This is a genomic window from Streptomyces sp. NBC_00878 (assembly GCF_026341515.1).
Classification (GTDB): Bacteria; Actinomycetota; Actinomycetes; order Streptomycetales; family Streptomycetaceae; genus Streptomyces.
On sequence record NZ_JAPEOK010000001.1, the window covers coordinates 600,512 to 618,313 of the forward strand.

General features: G+C 72.1%; 12 protein-coding genes. 5 read left to right on the forward strand and 7 right to left on the reverse strand.

Annotation, left to right across the window (positions count from 1 at the left end; all coding sequences use genetic code 11):
- Positions 1-4: 4 nt before the first annotated feature.
- The 5 genes from OHA11_RS02290 to OHA11_RS02310 all read right to left on the reverse strand — a co-directional run bounded on the left by OHA11_RS02290 (position 5) and on the right by OHA11_RS02310 (position 10,373).
- Positions 5-1,636, reverse strand: a complete 1,632-nt coding sequence (locus OHA11_RS02290; protein ID WP_266491452.1) for an ATP-binding protein — start codon at positions 1,634-1,636, stop codon at positions 5-7.
- 400 nt (positions 1,637-2,036) lie between these two features.
- Positions 2,037-3,341: a crotonyl-CoA carboxylase/reductase gene (ccrA, locus tag OHA11_RS02295; protein ID WP_266491454.1), complete on the reverse strand. Its 1,305-nt coding sequence runs from the start codon at positions 3,339-3,341 to the stop codon at positions 2,037-2,039.
- Positions 3,342-3,401: 60 nt separating this feature from the next.
- Positions 3,402-4,349 (reverse strand): alpha/beta hydrolase family protein, encoded by a 948-nt coding sequence (locus tag OHA11_RS02300; protein ID WP_266491456.1) that lies wholly within the window; start codon positions 4,347-4,349, stop codon positions 3,402-3,404.
- 73 nt (positions 4,350-4,422) lie between these two features.
- A complete protein-coding gene (locus OHA11_RS02305) occupies positions 4,423-8,646 on the reverse strand; it encodes a beta-ketoacyl synthase N-terminal-like domain-containing protein (protein ID WP_266491457.1) in 4,224 nt (1,407 codons plus the stop codon).
- Entirely contained in the window at positions 8,643-10,373 is a 1,731-nt protein-coding gene (locus tag OHA11_RS02310; protein WP_266491459.1) for a fatty acyl-AMP ligase, read from the reverse strand. The genes OHA11_RS02305 and OHA11_RS02310 overlap by 4 nt, the downstream gene beginning before the upstream one ends.
- A gap of 240 nt (positions 10,374-10,613) precedes the next feature.
- On the opposite strand from OHA11_RS02310, the gene OHA11_RS02315 reads away from it, so the two are divergent.
- The 4 genes from OHA11_RS02315 (at position 10,614) to OHA11_RS02330 (ending at position 14,441) form a co-directional block, all read left to right on the forward strand.
- Positions 10,614-12,047 carry an MFS transporter gene (locus OHA11_RS02315; protein ID WP_266491460.1) on the forward strand — a complete coding sequence of 478 codons (1,434 nt, stop codon included), beginning with the start codon at positions 10,614-10,616 and terminating at the stop codon, positions 12,045-12,047.
- Positions 12,048-12,149: 102 nt separating this feature from the next.
- Positions 12,150-13,403: a CdaR family transcriptional regulator gene (locus OHA11_RS02320; RefSeq protein WP_266491461.1), complete on the forward strand. Its 1,254-nt coding sequence runs from the start codon at positions 12,150-12,152 to the stop codon at positions 13,401-13,403.
- Between the two features lie 112 nt (positions 13,404-13,515).
- A complete protein-coding gene (locus OHA11_RS02325; RefSeq protein WP_266491462.1) occupies positions 13,516-13,878 on the forward strand; it encodes a DUF1304 domain-containing protein in 363 nt (120 codons plus the stop codon).
- A complete protein-coding gene (locus OHA11_RS02330; protein ID WP_266491464.1) occupies positions 13,875-14,441 on the forward strand; it encodes a TetR/AcrR family transcriptional regulator in 567 nt (188 codons plus the stop codon). The genes OHA11_RS02325 and OHA11_RS02330 overlap by 4 nt, the downstream gene beginning before the upstream one ends.
- Before the next feature lie 49 nt (positions 14,442-14,490).
- Here OHA11_RS02330 and OHA11_RS02335 read toward each other — a convergent pair whose 3' ends face one another.
- A complete protein-coding gene (locus OHA11_RS02335; RefSeq protein WP_266491465.1) occupies positions 14,491-15,516 on the reverse strand; it encodes a GlxA family transcriptional regulator in 1,026 nt (341 codons plus the stop codon).
- 70 nt (positions 15,517-15,586) lie between these two features.
- Here OHA11_RS02335 and OHA11_RS02340 point away from each other — a divergent pair, with 70 nt between their 5' ends.
- The gene (locus OHA11_RS02340; protein ID WP_266491467.1) at positions 15,587-16,537 is read left to right on the forward strand and encodes an NADP-dependent oxidoreductase; all 951 of its coding nucleotides are present in this window, start codon (positions 15,587-15,589) and stop codon (positions 16,535-16,537) included.
- A 139-nt stretch (positions 16,538-16,676) separates the two neighbouring features.
- Here the strand turns inward: OHA11_RS02340 and OHA11_RS02345 are convergent, their stop codons facing one another.
- Positions 16,677-17,786 (reverse strand): NAD(P)-dependent alcohol dehydrogenase, encoded by a 1,110-nt coding sequence (locus tag OHA11_RS02345; protein ID WP_266491470.1) that lies wholly within the window; start codon positions 17,784-17,786, stop codon positions 16,677-16,679.
- Positions 17,787-17,802 lie beyond the last annotated feature (16 nt).

Consider the following 17,802-nt stretch of genomic DNA (forward strand, 5'->3'; position numbering starts at 1 on the left):
TGGACTAGTCGCTCTCTTCAGTGCGTTGCTCTGTGGACTCAACGCCGGCTGCCGGCCCTTGTCCGGCGGCCGGCTCGCGCCCGGCGGCCGGCTCACGTCCGGCCGTGGCGAAGGCGGCCAGGCCGGTGAAGGACTCGTCGGGCGGCACCGCGTGCGAGGCGGTGGCGGCGGACTCGTCTTCGCGTGCGGCCGCCCTGGGCCTCTCGGACTCGGCTCGTCGGCGGCGCCTGGGCAGCCCGCCGGGAGTGGTGTCCCCGGTCTCCTCCGGTTCGGCCTGGTCCGTTTCCTCGGCCGGGGCCGAACCGGCACCCGCCGCGGCGGCGACCTCAGCGGCCGGAGCCGTCGCCGTGACGGCGGCCGGCAACTGGCTGAAGTACTTGTGAGGTACGACGATGACCACCGAGGTACCGAGCCAGGGCGAGTCCGCGAAGGTGACCCTGATGCCGTACCGGCGGGCCAGGGCTCCCACCACGCGCAGACCGAGGTGGGCGTCCTCGGACACTCCGCCGAGGCCTGGGCCGGGGGCCAAGCCCTCCAGCGACTGGAGGGCCTCCTGCTTCTTCTCCTCGTTCAGGCCCTTGCCGGAGTCCTGGATCTCGATGCCGACGCCGTTGGGCACCTCCTTGCCGGAGACGACCACGGGCTCGGTGGGCGGCGAGTAGCGCGCCGCGTTGTCGAGGAGGTGGGCGAAGATCAGCGTGAGGTGGTCCACCATGCCGCCGTCGACGCCGAGTTCGGGCAGGTGCTGGACCTGGACGCGGTCGAAGTCCTTGATCCGGCCGATGCCGCCGCGCACCACGCTGAGCAGCCGCTGCGGTTCCTGCCACTGGCGGCCGGGCCGGTCCGAGCCGCCGAGTACGCCGATGCTCGCGGCCAGCGAGTCGGCGGGGCCGAGCTGCTGGTCCAGTTCCATCAGACCCTGGGCGACGGAGGGCAGCCTGCCGTGCTCGCCCTGCATCTCGTGCAGACGGCCGCGCAGCTTGCTGGTCAGCACGTGGATACGGCTGCCGATGCTGATGACGGCCTGCTCGGCGGAGGTGGAGCGGTCGAGCTCCTGCTCCATGCCGATGAGCGCGGTCCTGAGCACCTTGCGCAGTGCGGCCTGCAGGTCGGCGCCGACCTCGGTGGACTGGTTGACCGCGGGCAGCACGTCGTCGATGGCGTCACCGGCCCGAAGGCGCTCCAGCGCTTCGGGCAGCTGCTCCTCGGCGAGCCGGGCAACGGCCGCGAGCTGCAGGTCCAGCTGGGTCTGCCAGGCCTGCGTCTGCTCGGCGATCCGCGCCTCGAAGACCTTGGCCTGCTCGGCGAGCTGCGCGTCGTAGGTCGAGCGCTCGGCGGCGTACTTCCGCTCCAGGCCGGCCACGTGCTGCTGCCACTGCTGGGAGTGCTCGGCCTGCGCGTTCCTGAACTCACCCGCGCTGCTGCGCAGTTGGTTCTGGGAGCGGATGAGGAGCCGTGCGGAGAAGGCACTCGCCGCTGTCGCGACGACTCCGGTGACGATCACGGGTATTCGGATCTGGTCGGTTCCCACGACGGTGGCGACGACTGTTCCAGCGCCTATGGCCAGCGGCAGCAGCCACCAGCTGTACCAGGCGACCGGTGCCCGCGCCGCCGGTGGCGGAGTGGCAAGTTCCATCTGCATCCTTCGAAGCAACACGATCGAACGGGAGGGGGAGGATCTCGGGCAGCACTCGTCACGCGGTGGTGACCCCGCGACGGGCATGCGTGGGCAGCAAGTGACAACCGGTTGATGCCGCGTCAACTCGCTGTGCCTCAGGGAACCTTATCGGGTTTGATCTACTGCGGATCAACCTCCCTGGCCCGGTTCTGTGAAGCTTTGGCCACCCTCTGTCCAGGTCCTTCGAGTCGACAAATCCCTTTACCAACCACCCCAATCGCACGCAAGTGCGAGGCGGTGGGTGAATACACCATGGATTGCAGGGATATGCGCGTCTTGACCGCCCGTCCAGCCGAACGGCCCTTGGTGTCCGGCGTGGTCACGCCGGACACCAAGGGCCGAGGAAAGGTGCGGGCCGTCACACCCGACGCGTGATCCGCTCCCTCCGCTCGGGGTCCGTGACGCCGCGTCCGGGCGTGGGGGCCAGCGAGAGCACGCCGACCTTGCCCAGGTGGGCGTTGTTCTGGACCAGTCGGGCCGCCTCGGCCGTGTCGGTGAGGGGGTAGGTCTCGGTGAGCGCGGGGACGAGATGGCCAAGGTCGAGGAGGCGGCCCACGGCGGCCTGCTCGTGCAGGTTGGAGCCGTGGCTGCCGATGACGCGCTTGAGCCGCATCCATAGATACCGGTTGTCGAACTCGTGCCGGTAACCCGTACTCGAACCGCAGGTCACCACCGCTCCGCCACGGCGGACGACGAAGACCGAGACGCCGAAGGTGGCCCGGCCGACGTGCTCGAAGACGATGTGCGGATCCTCCCCCGTCGCGGCCCGGATCAGCTTGCCGAGCCGTTTGCCGACCGCGGCGGGATCGGCGGGCGCCTCGCTGCCGCCGAGGCCGATCTCCGCCCGGTCGATGACGTGGTGACAGCCCAGCCGCCGGGCGTACTCCGCCTTCCGTTCGCTGCTGACGACACCGACGGCGATCCCCCCGCCGTTGCGGACGAGTTGGACCGCGTACGCGCCGAGGCCACCCGCCGCACCCCAGATCAGCACCACGTCGCCCTGGGTCATCCGGGCACCCCGGTCACTGACGAGCATGCGGTACGCCGTGCCCGCGCACAGCGGGTTCGAGGCGGCCTCCTCCCAGCTCAAGTGGGCGGGCTTGGGCAGGAGTTGGCTGGTCCGGGCCACGGCGTAGTGGGCCAGTCCTCCGTAGTTGGTCTCGAAGCCCCACGCCAGCATGCCCGTGCCCAGCATGCCGTCGGCGTGGGTCGCCGGGTCCTCCTCGTCGACGTACACCGGGCTCACCACGACGTGGTCGCCGATCCGCCATCTGCGCACCCCCGAACCGGTGCGCACGACGACACCGGAGGCGTCCGAACCGAGCACGTGGAAGGGCTGGTCGTGCCGGACGGCCCAGCGGTCCTGCCGGCCGAGGTGTTTGAGGAAGGCGAAGGTCGGGATGGGTTCGAACATCGCCGACCAGACGGTGTTGTAGTTGATGCCGCTCGCCATGACGGCCACCAGCACCTCGTTCGGGGCGAGTTCGGGCATCGGTACCGCGCCGATGTGGATGGACTTCCGTACGTCCTTGTCGGCGACTCCGGTGAAGCTGTCCACGTCCTCCGCGCGCAGGTGGGCGGCGGTGAAGCGGTCGGGTGGGGGCAGGTGCTCAAGTTCGGTGCGAGCGGCTCCCGCGACGACGGCCTCGGCCAGGGCATCCATGGTGGTTCCTCCTTCAGGGGGTCGACTCGGGCCAGGGCTCGGTTCAGGCCGAGGCCCGGGTCAGCTCAGGCCGAGGCCCGCCGCGAGCGTGGGCCACGACGCCTTGAACTCCTGCCGCCAGTACGGCCACGCGTGCGCTCCGCCGCTGTAGAAGTGCACCTCGGCCGGGATGTCCAGGGCGTCCAGCCGTTCGGTGAACCGGTGCGCCTGGGACCAGAGCACGCCTTCGAGCACCGCGCCTTCGAGGTTGTCGAAGTCGCCGCCTGCCAGGCCGCTGCCCTGGGACACGTACAGCTTGGTGCCCTTGAGGTGGGCGGCCTGCGCGGACGGGTTGTGCCGGTTCCAGTTGTCGCGGTGGAGCAGCGGGCTGCCCCAGAGGGTCAGCGGCGGCAGTTGTTCCCGGGCGACGATCGCGTTGAGCACGGTCGGCATGCCGAAGGCCGTGGTGTCGAGGATCCCGCTGTACGAGGCTGCCGCGCCGAAGGTGCCGGGGTGCCGTGCGGCGAAGGCCAGGGCTCCGTAGCCGCCGGTGGAGACACCGGCGACGGCACGGTTCGTCCCCGCCCGGAACTTCTGCCGCAGCAATCCCATCAACTCGTCGACCTGGAACGTCTCGTAGTCCGGTGCGCCGGCGCCGCCGTAGTTCCACCAGTCGGTGGGGATGCCGGTGGGGCCGGACGACGGCATCACGGTGAGCACGTCCTGACCGGCCAGGAAGTCGACGACGTCCGTCTCCCGCGTCCAGGACGTGTAGTCGTCGTGCGCGCCCTGGAGGAGATAGAGCACGGGCCAGGTGCGGTCGGGTTGCGCGGCGTACCCGGTCGGCAGGACCACCCGCACGGGCAGGGACGCGCCGACCGTCGGGGAGGCGACCGTGAGGTCGACGGTTCGGGCGTCGAGCCACTTCTCGGCGACGACCGTGGCGCCCTCGGCCACCGCGGCAGCGGGAGCGGCCCTCGCGGGAGGAGCGTTGAGCACGACTCCCGTACCGAGCAGGGCCGTCGTCACCGCGAGAGCGGCACATCTCCGCCTATGAACCATCCGAGTCGTACGAGCCATCCGAGTCATGGGGCAAGTCCCTTCAGGAGTCCCGCAGATCGCGTGTCAGCAGTGCGGCCAGCGTGTCGACGACCGGTGGGTCGAGCAGCGACAGATGGTGGCCGGGCAACGGGACGACGGTCAGATCGGCGCAGTGCGCCTCCCAGCCGAGCGTCGCGTCGTCGCGTTCGTAGCGGGGGTCGTGGACGGTGTGCGGTGCGGGCTCGCTCGCGCGGTAGAGCAGGGTGCGGCCCGCGTACCCGCCGGGCCGGTGGCGTTCGCCGCTGCGGAGGTCCAGGTAGGAGGTGCGCTGATGTTCGAGGACGGCTTCCGGCAGCTCGACGGCGTCCCTCAGCACCTTGATGACGAGGTCGATCCGACCCGCGTCGTCGAGCCCGGCGAGTTCGTCGTACGGCAGGTCGAGCGGAGTGCGGTAGGTGCGTTCCACGTACGCGGCGAAGTCCCGGAAGTGACGCAGGGCAAGGTCGGTCGCGGCGAGGCGGGTGGGCAGGGGCAGAACCGAGTCGAGCAGGACCAGGGCACAGACTGGGCCGTGCGGCGAGAGAACCCGGACCGCCTCCTGCGCGACCAGACCGCCGTACGACCAACCGCCAAGGGCCCAGGGGCCGTTGGGCTGCGCCACTCGTACGCTCCGGGCGAACTCCGCGGCCCGTCCGGGTACGTCGTCGGGGTCGGCCTGCCGGTCGAACCCGTACACCGGGCGGTCGCCGTCGAGGCGCCGGGCCAGCCGGGCGTAGACATCGGCGGATCCGCCCGCGGCGTGGGCCAGGAAGAGGGGGGTGCCGGGGCCGGTTCCTGGGAACACGCGGAGGGAGGCGGCCGGGGCGTCGGGCCGTTTCGCGGTCCCTTCGTGTACGAGTGCGCCGGGAGCGGGGCGGCGCGGCGCGTCTTCCTCTCGTGCAAGCCGTACGAGCCGTACGGGCGTGACGGGGGCGGAATCCGCCGCTGTCACCGGTTCTCCCCCGGCCTCCGGTTCTCCCTTGGCCTCCGGTACTCGTCCGGCCCCCGCTTCTCGCCCGGGCCCCAACAGCTCGGCCACGCCTCTCAGCGTTCCCCGCCTGATCAGCACCCCTGGCTCTACGTCGACGTCGAACTCCCGCTCCACCGCGGCTCGTATCCGCACGGCCGTCAGGGAGTCCAGCCCGAGATCGGTCAACGGGGTGTCGGGGTCGAGGTGTTCGGGGCTGTAGCCCATCACCGCGGCCACGCACAGCCGAAGCCGTTCGAGACGACCGGCGGCGGGGTCGAGGGCAGCGGCCGAGGGCGGCTCTTCGGCCGGCTCCTCCCCCGCCCAGAAGCGGCGATGCCGCCAGCGGGGCGGCGGGACGTCCATGATGCGGCCCTCGGGATGCAGGCCCTCGCGCGGCCGGGCCACTCGCGCTCCATGGACGAGCAGCGTGGCCAGCGAGGTGCGGAAGGCGAGGGCGTCGTCGGTGCCGCGTCGCAGCGTGGGAACGATCAGCGCGTCCTCGGCGCCGGCGTCATGCAGGGTCTCGGTGAGCGGGTGCAACTGCGTCGCGTGCGGGGCGACTTCGACGAAGACACGGTGTCCGTCCTCGGCGGCGGCGCGCACCGCCTGTGCGAAGCGGACGGGGTTGCGCAGGTTGGCCGCCCAGTACGCCGTGTCGCAGGGCGCGGCCTCGCGGGGATCGCCGAGCGCGGTGGAGTAGCGGCGGCAGTGGGGCGCGGAGTGCTTGACCTCGCCCAGCTCCCGCGCGAACTCCGGGAGCAGCGGCTCGACTTCGGGCGAGTGCCCCGCCGCCGACACCCCCAGCGAACGGGCGAAGCCGTCGCCCTCGGTCACCCGGGCGACCAGCCCGGCCACGTCCTCGGCCGAGCCCGTGACCACACATTGCACGGGCGAGGCGTGCACGGCCACTTCCAGTGTGCCGAACTCCCTTGCCAGCAGCGGGATTTCAGCCGCCGGGAGGTCCACGACAGCCATTGCTCCGCCGGTCAGCCGGGCCAGCAGCCGGGCTCGTACGGCGACGATCCGGGCGCCGGTGGCCTCGTCCAGCGCGCCCGACACGACCGCCGCCGCGATCTCGCCCAGGGAGTGGCCGACGACGGCGTCGGGTTCGAGACCGTACGAGCGCCACAGTTCGGCGAGGGCGACCTGGACGCCGTACAGCACGGGCATGACGGTGGCGGGGGTCGAGAGGTCGGCGTCGGGTCGGAGACCGGCGCGCAGGGAGAGGCCCGCGTGTGTGCGCAGGAGCGGTTCCAGCCGGTCGATGACGGCCGCGAACACCGGTTCCGTCGCGAGGAGTTGGCTGCCCATGCCGGGCCACTGGGAGCCGTAGCCGGAGAAGACCCACACCGTCGGTCCGGGCCCGCCCTGTCGTTCTTCCCCGGTGATCAGGTGCGGGGAGGGCGCGCCCGCGGCGAGGCAGCCGAGTGCGGTGACCGTCTCGGTGCGATCCCGGACGACTAGGGCCGCGCGATGACGGCCGCGGCCGATACGCCCCGCGAGGGTGCGGGCGAGGTCGCAGTCGCGTACCCGCCGGCTGTCGGGGGTGTCCAGCCAGGCGGCGAGCTCACCGGCGTAGGCGCGGACGCGTTCCTTGGTCGGCCCGTCGAGCAGGAGGAGCGCGGGGCGCCCGGAAGGGCCATTCGCCCGGGCGGCCGGGCGGTGTTCGGCTTCGGCTTCGGCGAGGACGACATGGGCGTTCGTACCGCCGAAGCCGAAGGCCGAGACGCCCGCGGTGGCCTTGCCCGAGTAGCGGGGCCAGGGTTCGGGCGAGCCGACCACTCGCAGGCCGAGCGCGTCGAGGTCGGCGTGCGGGCCTGGGCGGGTGAAGTGCAGGTGGGCGGGGATCTCGCCGTGGTGCAGGGCGAGCACGGTCTTGATCAGGCCCGCGATACCGGCGGCCGCCTCCAGGTGGCCGAGGTTCGTCTTGGCGGAGCCGATCAGGAGGGGCTGGTCCAGGGCGCGGTCGCGGCCGAGTACGGCGCCGAGGGCACTCGCCTCGATCGGGTCGCCGAGGGCGGTGCCCGTACCGTGCGCCTCCACGTAGTCCACGGTCGTCGGGGCGGTGTGCGCCTCGGCGAGGAGGGCGCGCTGGGCTTCGGAGTTGGGGGCCGTCAGTCCGTTGGAGCGGCCGTCGGAGTTGACGGCCGTCGCACGGATCACCGCCAGGACGCGGTCGCCGTCGCGTTCGGCGTCCGGGAGCCGTTTCAGTACGACGACTCCGCAGCCCTCGCCGCGGACGATCCCGTCGGCCGCGGCGTCGAAGGCCTTGCAGCGGCCGTCCGGGGCGAGGGCGCCCGCGCGCTGGAAGCCGAGGGTGACGGCGGGGGTCAGGAGCAGGTTGACCCCGGCGGCGAGTGCCGTGTCGCTCTCGCCCGTCACCAGGCTGCGTACGGCGTGGTGCACCGCGACCAGCGACGACGAGCACGCCGTGTCGACGGACAGGCTGGGGCCGCGCAGGTCGAGGGCGTACGACAGGCGGCCCGCGGCGATGCTCATGGACGCGCCGGTGGCGGTCCAGGCGTCCACGGCGGCGAGGTCGGCGGTCGTGAGGTGCGCGTACTCGTTGCCGCTGATGCCCACGAAGACTCCGGTGCGGGTGCCCGCGAGCGCGGGCGCGGTGAGGGCCGCGTGGTCGAGGGCCTCCCGGGTGACTTCGAGGAGCATGCGGTGCTGGGGGTCCATGGCGGTGGCCTCGTGGGCGGGGATGCCGAAGAACTCGGCGTCGAAGCCGGCGATGTCGTCGAGGCCGCCGAGGAAGGCGCCGTGCCGGGTCATGTCGTCCGGCAGTCGGTCCGGGTCCCGGACGAAGGGGTCCCAGCGGCCGGGCGGAAGGGTCGTGACCGCGTCGCGGCCGTCGGTGAGGAGTTGCCAGTATTCGGCGGGGGACGTGACGGCGCCGGGGAATCGGCAGCCGATGCCGATGACGGCGACGGCGGGGGTCGGTTCGGTAGTTCGGTTGGTGCCGGTCGTCTGTGGCTGGACGCGCCCACGGGGCGGAGCCGCATTTGTCACAGCCCCGCGCCCTTGAAGGGGCGCCGTCGCCCCAAGCCGTGTCACCAGTGTGTCGATCGTCGGGGCCTCCCACAGGAGCGTGTCCGGCAGGCGTCTCCCGGCCAGTTCGCTCAGGTCGGCCGTCAGCGCCACCGCGTCTCGGGAGGTGAGTCCGGCCTCCGCCAGGGGCCTGTCGTCGGGGAGTTGGCGGGAGCTGACCCCGTACCAGTCCTGGAGTCGGCCCGCGACCAGCTCGCGGATCTCCGTGCGCGACACGTTCATCGCGGACCGAACCCGCCGCCGAGGAAGCGCGCCCGGGCTGCCGCGCGGGACACCTTGCCGCTGCTCGTGCGGGGGACGGAGCCCGGCGGTACGAGCAGCAGTGCGCCGAGGCGCAGTCCGTGACGGGCGGAGATCGCGGCGCGTACGACCCGTTCGGCGTTCCGCGTGTCATCCGGTGTCGGTTCGGTGTCCCGACGGTGCTCCGCGACCACGACGAGCTCCTCCCCCACCCCGTCCGCCCTGGTCACTCCGAACGCGGCGAGGTGGTCCCGGCGGATCAGGGCCACGGCCGTCTGTACGGTCTCCTCGATGTCCTGGGGGTAGTGGTTGCGCCCGTCCACGATGAGTACGTCCTTGAGGCGGCCGGTGACCAGGAGCCGCCCGTCGTGCAGGGCGCCGAGGTCGCCGGTGCGCAGCCAGTCCCCGGCCGCGCCGAAGCCGAAGGTCTCGGCCGTGAGCCCGGCGCGCTTCCAGTAGCCGAGCCCGATGTTGGGGCCGCGCAACCGGATCTCGCCGACCCGCCCTTCCGGCAGTACGGCGCCGTCCGCGCCGACGATCCGCAGCTCCTGCCCGACGGGCGCCCCGCACGGGACGAGCACCGCCGCTCCCTCGTCCGGCGTCTCCTCGATCCGCCCCTCCGTGAGCGCGTCGGCGCGGCAGGCGACCGCCGAGGGCGGTTCGTCGCGGGCGGTCGCGGTCACGAACACGGTGGCTTCCGCGAGGCCGTACGCGGGACAGTGCACGGCCGGGTCGAGCCCGGCGGGCCCGAATGTCGTGTGGAAGCGGTCCACCGTCCCGGCGCGCACCGGTTCGCTGCCGTTGATGAGCACCCGCACGCGGTCCAGGCGGAGTTCGTCGACGAGCCCCGGGTCGGTGCGGGCCACGCAGTAGTCGTACGCGAAGTTCGGGGCGGCGCTGACGGTGCCCTCGTACGAGCCGAGGAGGCGCAGCCAGCGGGCCGGGTCCTGGAGGAAGGCGGCGGGGTCCATGAGGACGGACGGGAAGCCGCCCACGACGGGCGCGGCGATGCTGAGGACGAGACCCATGTCGTGGAAGAGGGGCAGCCAGCCGACCGTGGTGGCGGCTTCCGGGTCGGCGATGAACGCGTCGATCGCCTGGCGGGCGTTGGCGACGACGTTGGCGTGGCTGATCATGACGCCGGCCGGGCTGCGGGTGGAGCCGGAGGTGTACTGGAGGTAGGCGATGTCGTCCGGCGCGGGCGCCGCCGACGATGCGCCCGTGTCGATGAATCCGCCGCGCTGGACGGGGAGTTGGTCGATGGGAACGACCGGGACCTCCGGCAGGCCCCGTTCGCGGACGAACTCATCCATCGCGCGGGCCGTTTCGGAGTCGCTGAGCAGACAGGCCGGTTCGCAGTCGGCCAGGACGGCCGCCAGTCTCCCTTCGTGGCCCGGGAGTTGGGGACCGAAGAGGGGTACGGCGATGACGCGGGCGTACAGGCAGCCGAGGAAGCCGGCCGCGTAGTCGAGCCCCTGGGGCAGCACGAGGGCGGCGCGTTCGCCGGGGGAGGTGACCTGGACGAGTCGGTCGGCGACGGCTCTGGCCCGGGTGTCGAGGGCGCGCCACCCGAGTGCCCGGTGCACTCCCGTGGGGGCGCTGTCGGGGAAGTCGACGTGGCTGAAGGCGCGTTGCTGCGGCCGGTGTCCGGCCCAGTGCCTCAGGTGATCCGTGAGTGAGGCGGATGCGGCGGGCCGGACGGAGGTCATGAGGGCTCCAACTGGGTTGGTGGCAGCGCGAGTTGAACGGTGGGGGTGCGTGCGTCCGCTTGGGGCGGTGCCCCAGGTTCCGCCTCCGGGCGACCGGTGGGTTAGACGACGTGCTGACAGTTCGTCCGCCGCCTCCTGTCAGTTCGCTGACAAAGGCGTGCCGTCGATTCCATGCCGTGGGCCAGAGCCCGGGCGGCTCTCTCCCGCCGACAATCCGTGCGACGGCGGAAGGAGCGTCTCGTGGGACGTGCACGGCTGTTCGCGCTGTTCTCCCTGCTCACGCTGACCGGGTTCATCACGACGCTCGACAACACGGTCATCAATGTGGCCCTGCCGACCGTGCAGCGCGAACTGGGCCTGACGGTGCCGGACTTGGAGTGGGTGGCCGCCAGTTATGTGCTCAGTTTCGGCGCGCTGCTGCTGCCCGGCGGGCGGCTGACCGATCTGTTCGGGCGCAGGTCCGTGCTGGCCGCCGGGATCATGGTCTTCACGGCGGCGTCGGCGGCGGCCGCCCTCGCGGACAGCGGGGGTGCGCTGACGGCGGCCCGTACGGTGCAGGGGGTCGGGGCCGCGTTGGTCATCCCGGCCTCGCTCGCCGTCATCGCGGTCGATCTGCCCGAGCGGCTGCGCTCGACGGCCGTTGGTCTGTGGACGGCCGCGCTGGCCGTGGCGCTGGCGCTGGGACCCGTGGTAGGTGGCTTCGTCACCCAACGGTGGGGCTGGGGCTGGGTGTTCGCGCTCAACGTCCCGTTCGGGCTGATCGCGCTGCTGCTGATGCCGGCCGTGCCCGCCCGGTCCACGCGGTCCGCTCCTCGGCGCGGCGGCCTCGATCTGCCCGGGGTACTCCTGTCGGTGCTCGCGCTCTATCTGCTCACGTACGGTCTCGTGCGGGGTCAGGAGCACGGGTTCGGTACCGCGCCCGTCCCGCTGTGCCTGGGTGTTTCGGCGGTCGCCGCCGGTGTGTTCGTCGTGGTGGAGGCCCGGACCGCGCGGCCACTCGTCGAACCGGGGCTGTTGCGCGACCGGTTCCTCACGGGCGGGATCGTCGCGCAGGTGCTGTGGGGCATCGGCGTCAACGGGGTGTTCTTCTTCACGGCGCTCTACCTCCAGCGGGTGCTCGGCTTCTCGCCGATCGGGGCGGGGCTCGCGTTTCTGCCGCTGGCGGGCGCGCTGCTGCTCGGCACGCCGGTGGCCGAGCGGGCGGCCCGTGCGCTGGGCGCCCATGTCTCGATCGCGGCGGGTCTCTGCCTGGTGGCGGTCGGCCTGCTGTACGTCTCGGGTGCGGGTGCGCGGGCCGGTTTCTGGGAACTGCAACCGGGGCTGGTGCTGATCGGCTGGGGTTCCGCCTTCACCACTCCGCTGACCGTCCGCTGTCTCGCGCGGGTTCCGGAGACCGGGATGGGGATGGCGACCGGCCTGGTGAGCGCGGCGCGCGAGGTCTCCGGGGTGTTCGGGGTGGTTCTGGTGGGCGTGGTCCTCACTCGGCGTGAAGGCTCCGAGCTGCGTTCCGGCGCCGATCCGCGCGGCGCGTTCCTGGAGGGCTACGCCCTCGGGCTCCGGCTCGCGGCGTGCTGCGTCCTCGCGGGCGCGTTCGTGACGCTGGTGACGCTGCGCCGTCGTGGACGTCATCGGCGGGTGGTGGCGCGGAGCAGGTTTCCCCTTGTCGTGAAGTGACAAGCCCCTGGTGCGGGTCTGTCAGTCACCGACGAAGCTCGGCAGAATCCGTGCGGGTATCGTCACGATGCCCTACTTCCCGTGCGCAGAAGGAGCCGCTGTGTGAGCGGATTCCGCATTCTGGAGAAGATCGAGGCGACGAACGCCACGGCGAGGGCCGAGGAGGCCCACGGCCCGTTCAAGGCGTTCCCTTCGGGTCTGCACGACCATCTCAGACCGTTCTTCGCCGACATCACGGAAGAGGTCGCACGGGCGATCAGAACCGAGATCCCGGAGTACGCGCGGCCGACGGACGACACGTACATGCAGGTCGTGCACCGGGGCGTGGAGCACGCGTTGCAGGGGTTCCTGGAGCGCATGGCCAAGCCCGACACCGACTGGGAGCCGGTGAAGGCGACGTATCAGCGCATCGGCCGGGGTGAGGCGGACGAGGGGCGCAGTCTCGACGCCTTCCAGTCGGCGCTGCGGCTCGGCGCCCGGGTGACGTGGCGTCGGATCAACGCGCTGGTCGACGCGGATCTGCTGCCGCGTCATGTGCTGGCCGCGTTCGGTGAGGCGCTGTTCCTGCACCTCGACGAGATGGCGGCCGCGACGACGGCGGGGTACACGGAGGCGCGGCTGCACGCGGCCGGCGAGTTGCAGCAGCGGCGTACGCGGCTGATCGATCTGCTGATCGTGGACCCGCCCGCGTCGGTCGCGGCGATCACCGATCTCGCGCACACCGCGCAGTGGCCGGTGCCGCGCTCGCTGGCCGTGGTCGTCATCGACCACGGGGCGCAGGCCGGGGCGGCGCAACCGCCCATCGTGCCGCCGGAGTTCCTGGCCCGGTTCGACATGCGCCCGGCCGTGCTGGTGGTGCCCGATCCGGAGGGCCCGGGCAGGGCGCGTGCCGTCGCCGGTGCGCTGCAGGGCCTGCGGGCCGTCATGGGGCCGAGCGTCGCGCTCCAGGAGGGCGCGAGGTCGCTGCGGTGGGCGACCGAGGCGCTCGCTCTGGCCCGGCGGGGTGTGCTCCCGGACACGGAGATGGTGCGCTGCCGGGACCATCTGGCCACGCTGATGCTGTTCCGCGACGAGGCGCTGGTGGAGGCGATGGCGGACCGGCATCTGCGTCCCTTGGACACGATCCGCCTGCCCCAGCGGGAGCGCCTCGCGGAGACACTCCTGAGCTGGCTGGAGTGCGGCCACAACGCGAGCGAGGTGGCCGCCCGACTGGCCGTCCATCCACAGACGGTCCGCTACCGCATGCGCCAGCTCGACGAGTTGTTCGGCGACCGGCTCCACGACCCCACCACCCAGTTCGAGATGCAGCTGGCGCTGCGGGCGCTCAAGCTCAGGAGGGCGGCCCGGGCCCGGTGAGCGTCGCGGCGACGCCCCGGGCCGCGAACGGCGTCGTCATTTTCTGGACAGGTGTCCATGTATAGTGGACACCTGTCCAGGAACTTTTTCCCCATTGAAGGAGCCCACCCCCATGCAGATACTCGCGAACGTGCTGGTCGGCCTCGTCGCCGCGCTGCACGCGTACATCATGGTTCTGGAGATGTTCCTGTGGGAGAAGAAGCCGGGGCGCGGACTGCACGGGTTCGACCCTGAGATGGCGCGGGCCACCGCGGCGCTGGGCGCCAACCAGGGGCTCTACAACGGTTTTCTCGCAGCCGGCCTCGTCTGGGGACTGGTCTCCGACGACCCCACGGGCTTCCGCGCACAGGTCTTCTTCCTGGTGTGCATCATTGTCGCGGGTGTGTACGGCACGGTCACCGCGAACCGCCGCATCCTCTTCGCGCAGGTCCTGCCCGGCGGGCTCGCCCTGGCCGCCGTCCTCCTCGCCCAGTGACCTCCGACCCCAGGGCCGAGCGCACCCGGGCCAAGCTGCGCCGGGCCCTCCTGCACGAGTGCGCCCGCCGGCCGCTCGCGGAGGTCGGCGTCGCGGCGCTGACGCGCACGGCCGGGGTCGGCCGGGCCACGTTCTATCTGCACTACGCCGATCTGGAGGCGCTGGCCGTCGACGCCTGCGCCGAGGTCGTACGGGACGCCGTGGACGCCCTGCACGCCTGGCGGGGCAGGCCCGACCCCAGGTCGGCGCCGGACGCCCTGGTCACGTTCTTCGCGGGCCTCCCCCCTCATGCCCCGCTCTACCGCGCCCTGTTGAGCCCGGGCGGCTCAGGCCCGCTCGGCCGCGTCCTGCACCGGGACCTGCGCGCCCGCAGCCTCGCCGAGCGCGAACTCGTCGGCGCGCCGGAGGCCCCCCTCATCGCCTCCGCCGTGGCCGCGACCTTCGCGGGCGTCCTCGCCGACTGGCTGCACGGGCTCGTGGAGGCCACCCCCGAGGAGATCGCCCACAAGGTGTGGCGCCTGCTCGTGGCGCTGCACGCGACCCGCTGGGACGCCGACCGGTAGGACGTCAGGCGCGGCCCATTGCCTCTTTTCGCCGTACGTTCCAGGCGGTTCAGCTCTGCCGGGCGGCCTGGAACGTACGCCGGTAAGCCTGCGGTGACACCCCGATCGCCGCGTGCAGATGCTGACGCAGCGAGGTGCCCGTGGCGAAGCCGACCTCGCCCGCGATCTGGTCCACCGGAAGATCGCTGACTTCGAGCAACTGCCGTGCGCGGACGACGCGTTGCTGGATGAGCCAGCGGCCGGGGCTCATCCCGACCTCGTCGTTGAACCGGCGGGCGAACGTCCGCAGGCTCATCCGGGCGTGGGCGGCCAGATCGGCCAGGGCCAGCGGCTCGCCGAGGCGCTCCAGCGCCCACTGCCGGGTGGCCGCGGTGCCCGCCGCAGAGGGCTCGGGCACGGGCTGCTCGATGTACTGGGCCTGACCGCCGTCCCGCCACGGCGGCACCACGCAGGACCGCGCCACCCGGTTGGCCAACTCGCTGCCGTGGTCCTTGCGCACGAGGTGCAGGCAGACGTCCACGCCGGACGCGGCTCCCGCCGAGGTGAGGAGGGAGTCCTCGTCGACGAACAGCACGTCGGCGTCCAGGTCCACGTCCGGGTGCATCTTCCGGAACAGCGGCGCCAGTTGCCAGTGCGTCGTCGCCCGGCGTCCGGCGAGCATCCCCGCCGCCGCCAGGACGAAGGCCCCCGTGCAGATGGAGACGATCCGGGCGTCCGGCCGGATGGCCCGCAGCGCGGCGCCCACCTCCTCGGGGAGACCGGCGTCGATCTGCGACAGGGCGAACGGCGGGATGACCACGGTGTCGGCCGTGCGCAACGCTTCGGGACCGTGCTCGACGGTGATCGAGAAGTCCGAGCTGCTGCGCACCGGCTGCCCGTCGACCGTGCAGGTCCGGACCTCGTACCGGCCCTCGGCCGAGCCGAAGACCCGCTTCGGGATGCCGAGTTCGAAGGGGTAGACGCCCTCCAGAGCCAGGACGACGACCCGCTCCACGGGTCCGTCGTACTCCCCGTGCCGGAGGTGCTCGGCGGGTTCGGGGCACTCCCCGCGGTGCGTTCGCAGCATGTCATGCATGGCACGATCCTATCGAACAATGGCAATCGTGCCATTTTCTCGATGGTGAGGGCCCGGCAGGCTGGAGCGCATGAGCACTGAGAACACGATGCGCGCGATCAGTCAGGACGTCCTCGGCGGTCCCGAGGTCCTCAAGGAAGTGGAACTGGAGATCCCGAGGCCCGGGCCGAGCGAGGTGCTGGTCCGGGTGCACGCCGCGGGTCTCAACCCGACCGACTGGAAGCACCGGGCGAACGGCAACTTCCTCGGGAAGCCGCCGTTCGTCCTCGGCTGGGACGTGTCCGGGGTCGTCGAGGCGATCGGCCTCGGCGTCACCCTCCACAAGCCGGGCGACGAGGTCTTCGGCATGCTGCCGTATCCGTACGGCGCCGGTGCGCACGCCGAGTACGTCACCGGTCCCGCGCGCGCCTTCGCGCACAAGCCGGCCGAGGTCGACCACACACAGGCGGGCGCGATTCCGCTGGCCGCGCTGACCGCCTGGCAGGCACTGGCCGACACGGCGGACGTCCGGCCGGGGCAACGGGTGCTGATCCACGCCGCGGCCGGCGGGGTGGGGCATCTGGCCGTGCAGATCGCCAAGGAGCGGGGGGCGTATGTGATCGGTACGGCCAGCTCGGGGAAGCACGAGTTCCTGCGGAGCCTGGGCGTCGATGAGGCGGTCGACTATCGGGAGACCGACTTCGCCGAGGCCGTGGGAGATGTTGACGTAGTGCTGGACACGGTCGGGGGCGACTATCGGTCGCGGTCGCTCAAGATCCTTCGGCCGGGCGGGCTGCTGGTGTCGATCCTGCCGTCCGGGTCGCCGGCGCTCGCCGAGGAGGCGCGGGGGCTCGGCGTGCGAGCGGCGGAGCTGCTCGTGGAGGCCGATCAGGCCGGGATGCGTGCGATCGCCGGGCTTGTCGCCGCGGGGCGGCTGCGTGCCGCGGTCGCCGAGGTGTTTCCGTTGGCCGACGCCGCGAAGGCGCATGCGCTGGGCGATACGGGGCGGACTGCGGGGAAGCTTGTTCTTCAGGTTCGGTAGGGCTGTGCCGGGCGCGGGGTGCCACAGGATGGTGTTTGGCTGCGGGCCTGTTGTGGCTCGTCGCGCCCGCGCGGCGGAAGCCGCACCATGTCACAGCCCCGCGCCCCTGAAGGGGCGCGCTGTTGTGAAGCTCTGGATATTAGGTGAACGTGAGTACCGGCTTGATCGTTTTGCCTGCGCCCATGTCCTGTACCGCCTGGGCGATGTCCTCGAACGCGTAGGTGGTGATCAGCCGGTCCAGCGGAAGTCGGCCCTCGCGGACCAGGTTCACCAGGGTCGGGATCGCGGTCTGAGTCTCCTGGTCGCCGAGTGTCAGGCCCACCAGCCGCTTGCCGCCGAGCATTCCGTTGACGTCCAGGGCGACTTCCGCACCGAACGGCGGGGCGCCGACGATCACCGCCGTACCGCGTGCCGCGAGCGCCTCCACGCCCTTGCGCAGGACGATGACGTTCCCCGTGGTCTCCACGACCCCGTCGGCGCCCGCCCCGCCGGTGATCAGCCCGACCGCGTCGACGATGTCCGCCTCATTGGCGTTCACGGTGTGGGTGGCACCCAACTCCCGTGCCAGCTCCAGCCGTTCGGTCACCTTGTCGACGGCGATCACCGTGGTCGCGGGCGTCAGCGCCGCGGCCATCACCGCCGACAGACCGACCGCACCGGCGCCGAGGACCAGGAGCGTGTCCCCCATGCGGGGCCCAAGAACGTTCCACACGGCGCCCGTTCCGGTCTGTACGCCGCAGCCCAGCGGCGCCAGGGATGCCAGCGGCAGGTCCTTGTCGACCTTGACGAGGCTGCGCTCGTCCACCAACGCCCGCTCGGCGAAGGAGGACTGGCCGAAGAAGTGACCGCCGAGCGGTGCCCCGTCCCGGCTGATGGTGGCGGAGCCGTCGGCGCGGCGACCGCCGAGGAGGTTCAGCGGCAGCCAGGTGGCGCAGTACGCCGGGTGGCCGTCACGGCAGTTGCGGCAGGAGCCGCAGGAGGTGAAGGACAGCACGACGTGGTCGCCGGGCCCGACGCCGGTGACGTCCGGGCCGACGGCCTCGACGACACCGGCTCCCTCGTGCCCGAGGACGCCGGGCAGCGGGAACGGCAGGCCGCCGCTCGCCGCCCCGAGGTCCGTGTGGCACAGGCCCGCGGCCACGATACGGACCAGGGCCTCGTGGGCGCGGGGCTCGTCGAGCTCCACGTCGGCGAGAGTGAAGGGCGCTCCCCCGGACTCGACCACGGCTGCGCGAGTGGTGGTGGACATACGGCGAACTCCCTTG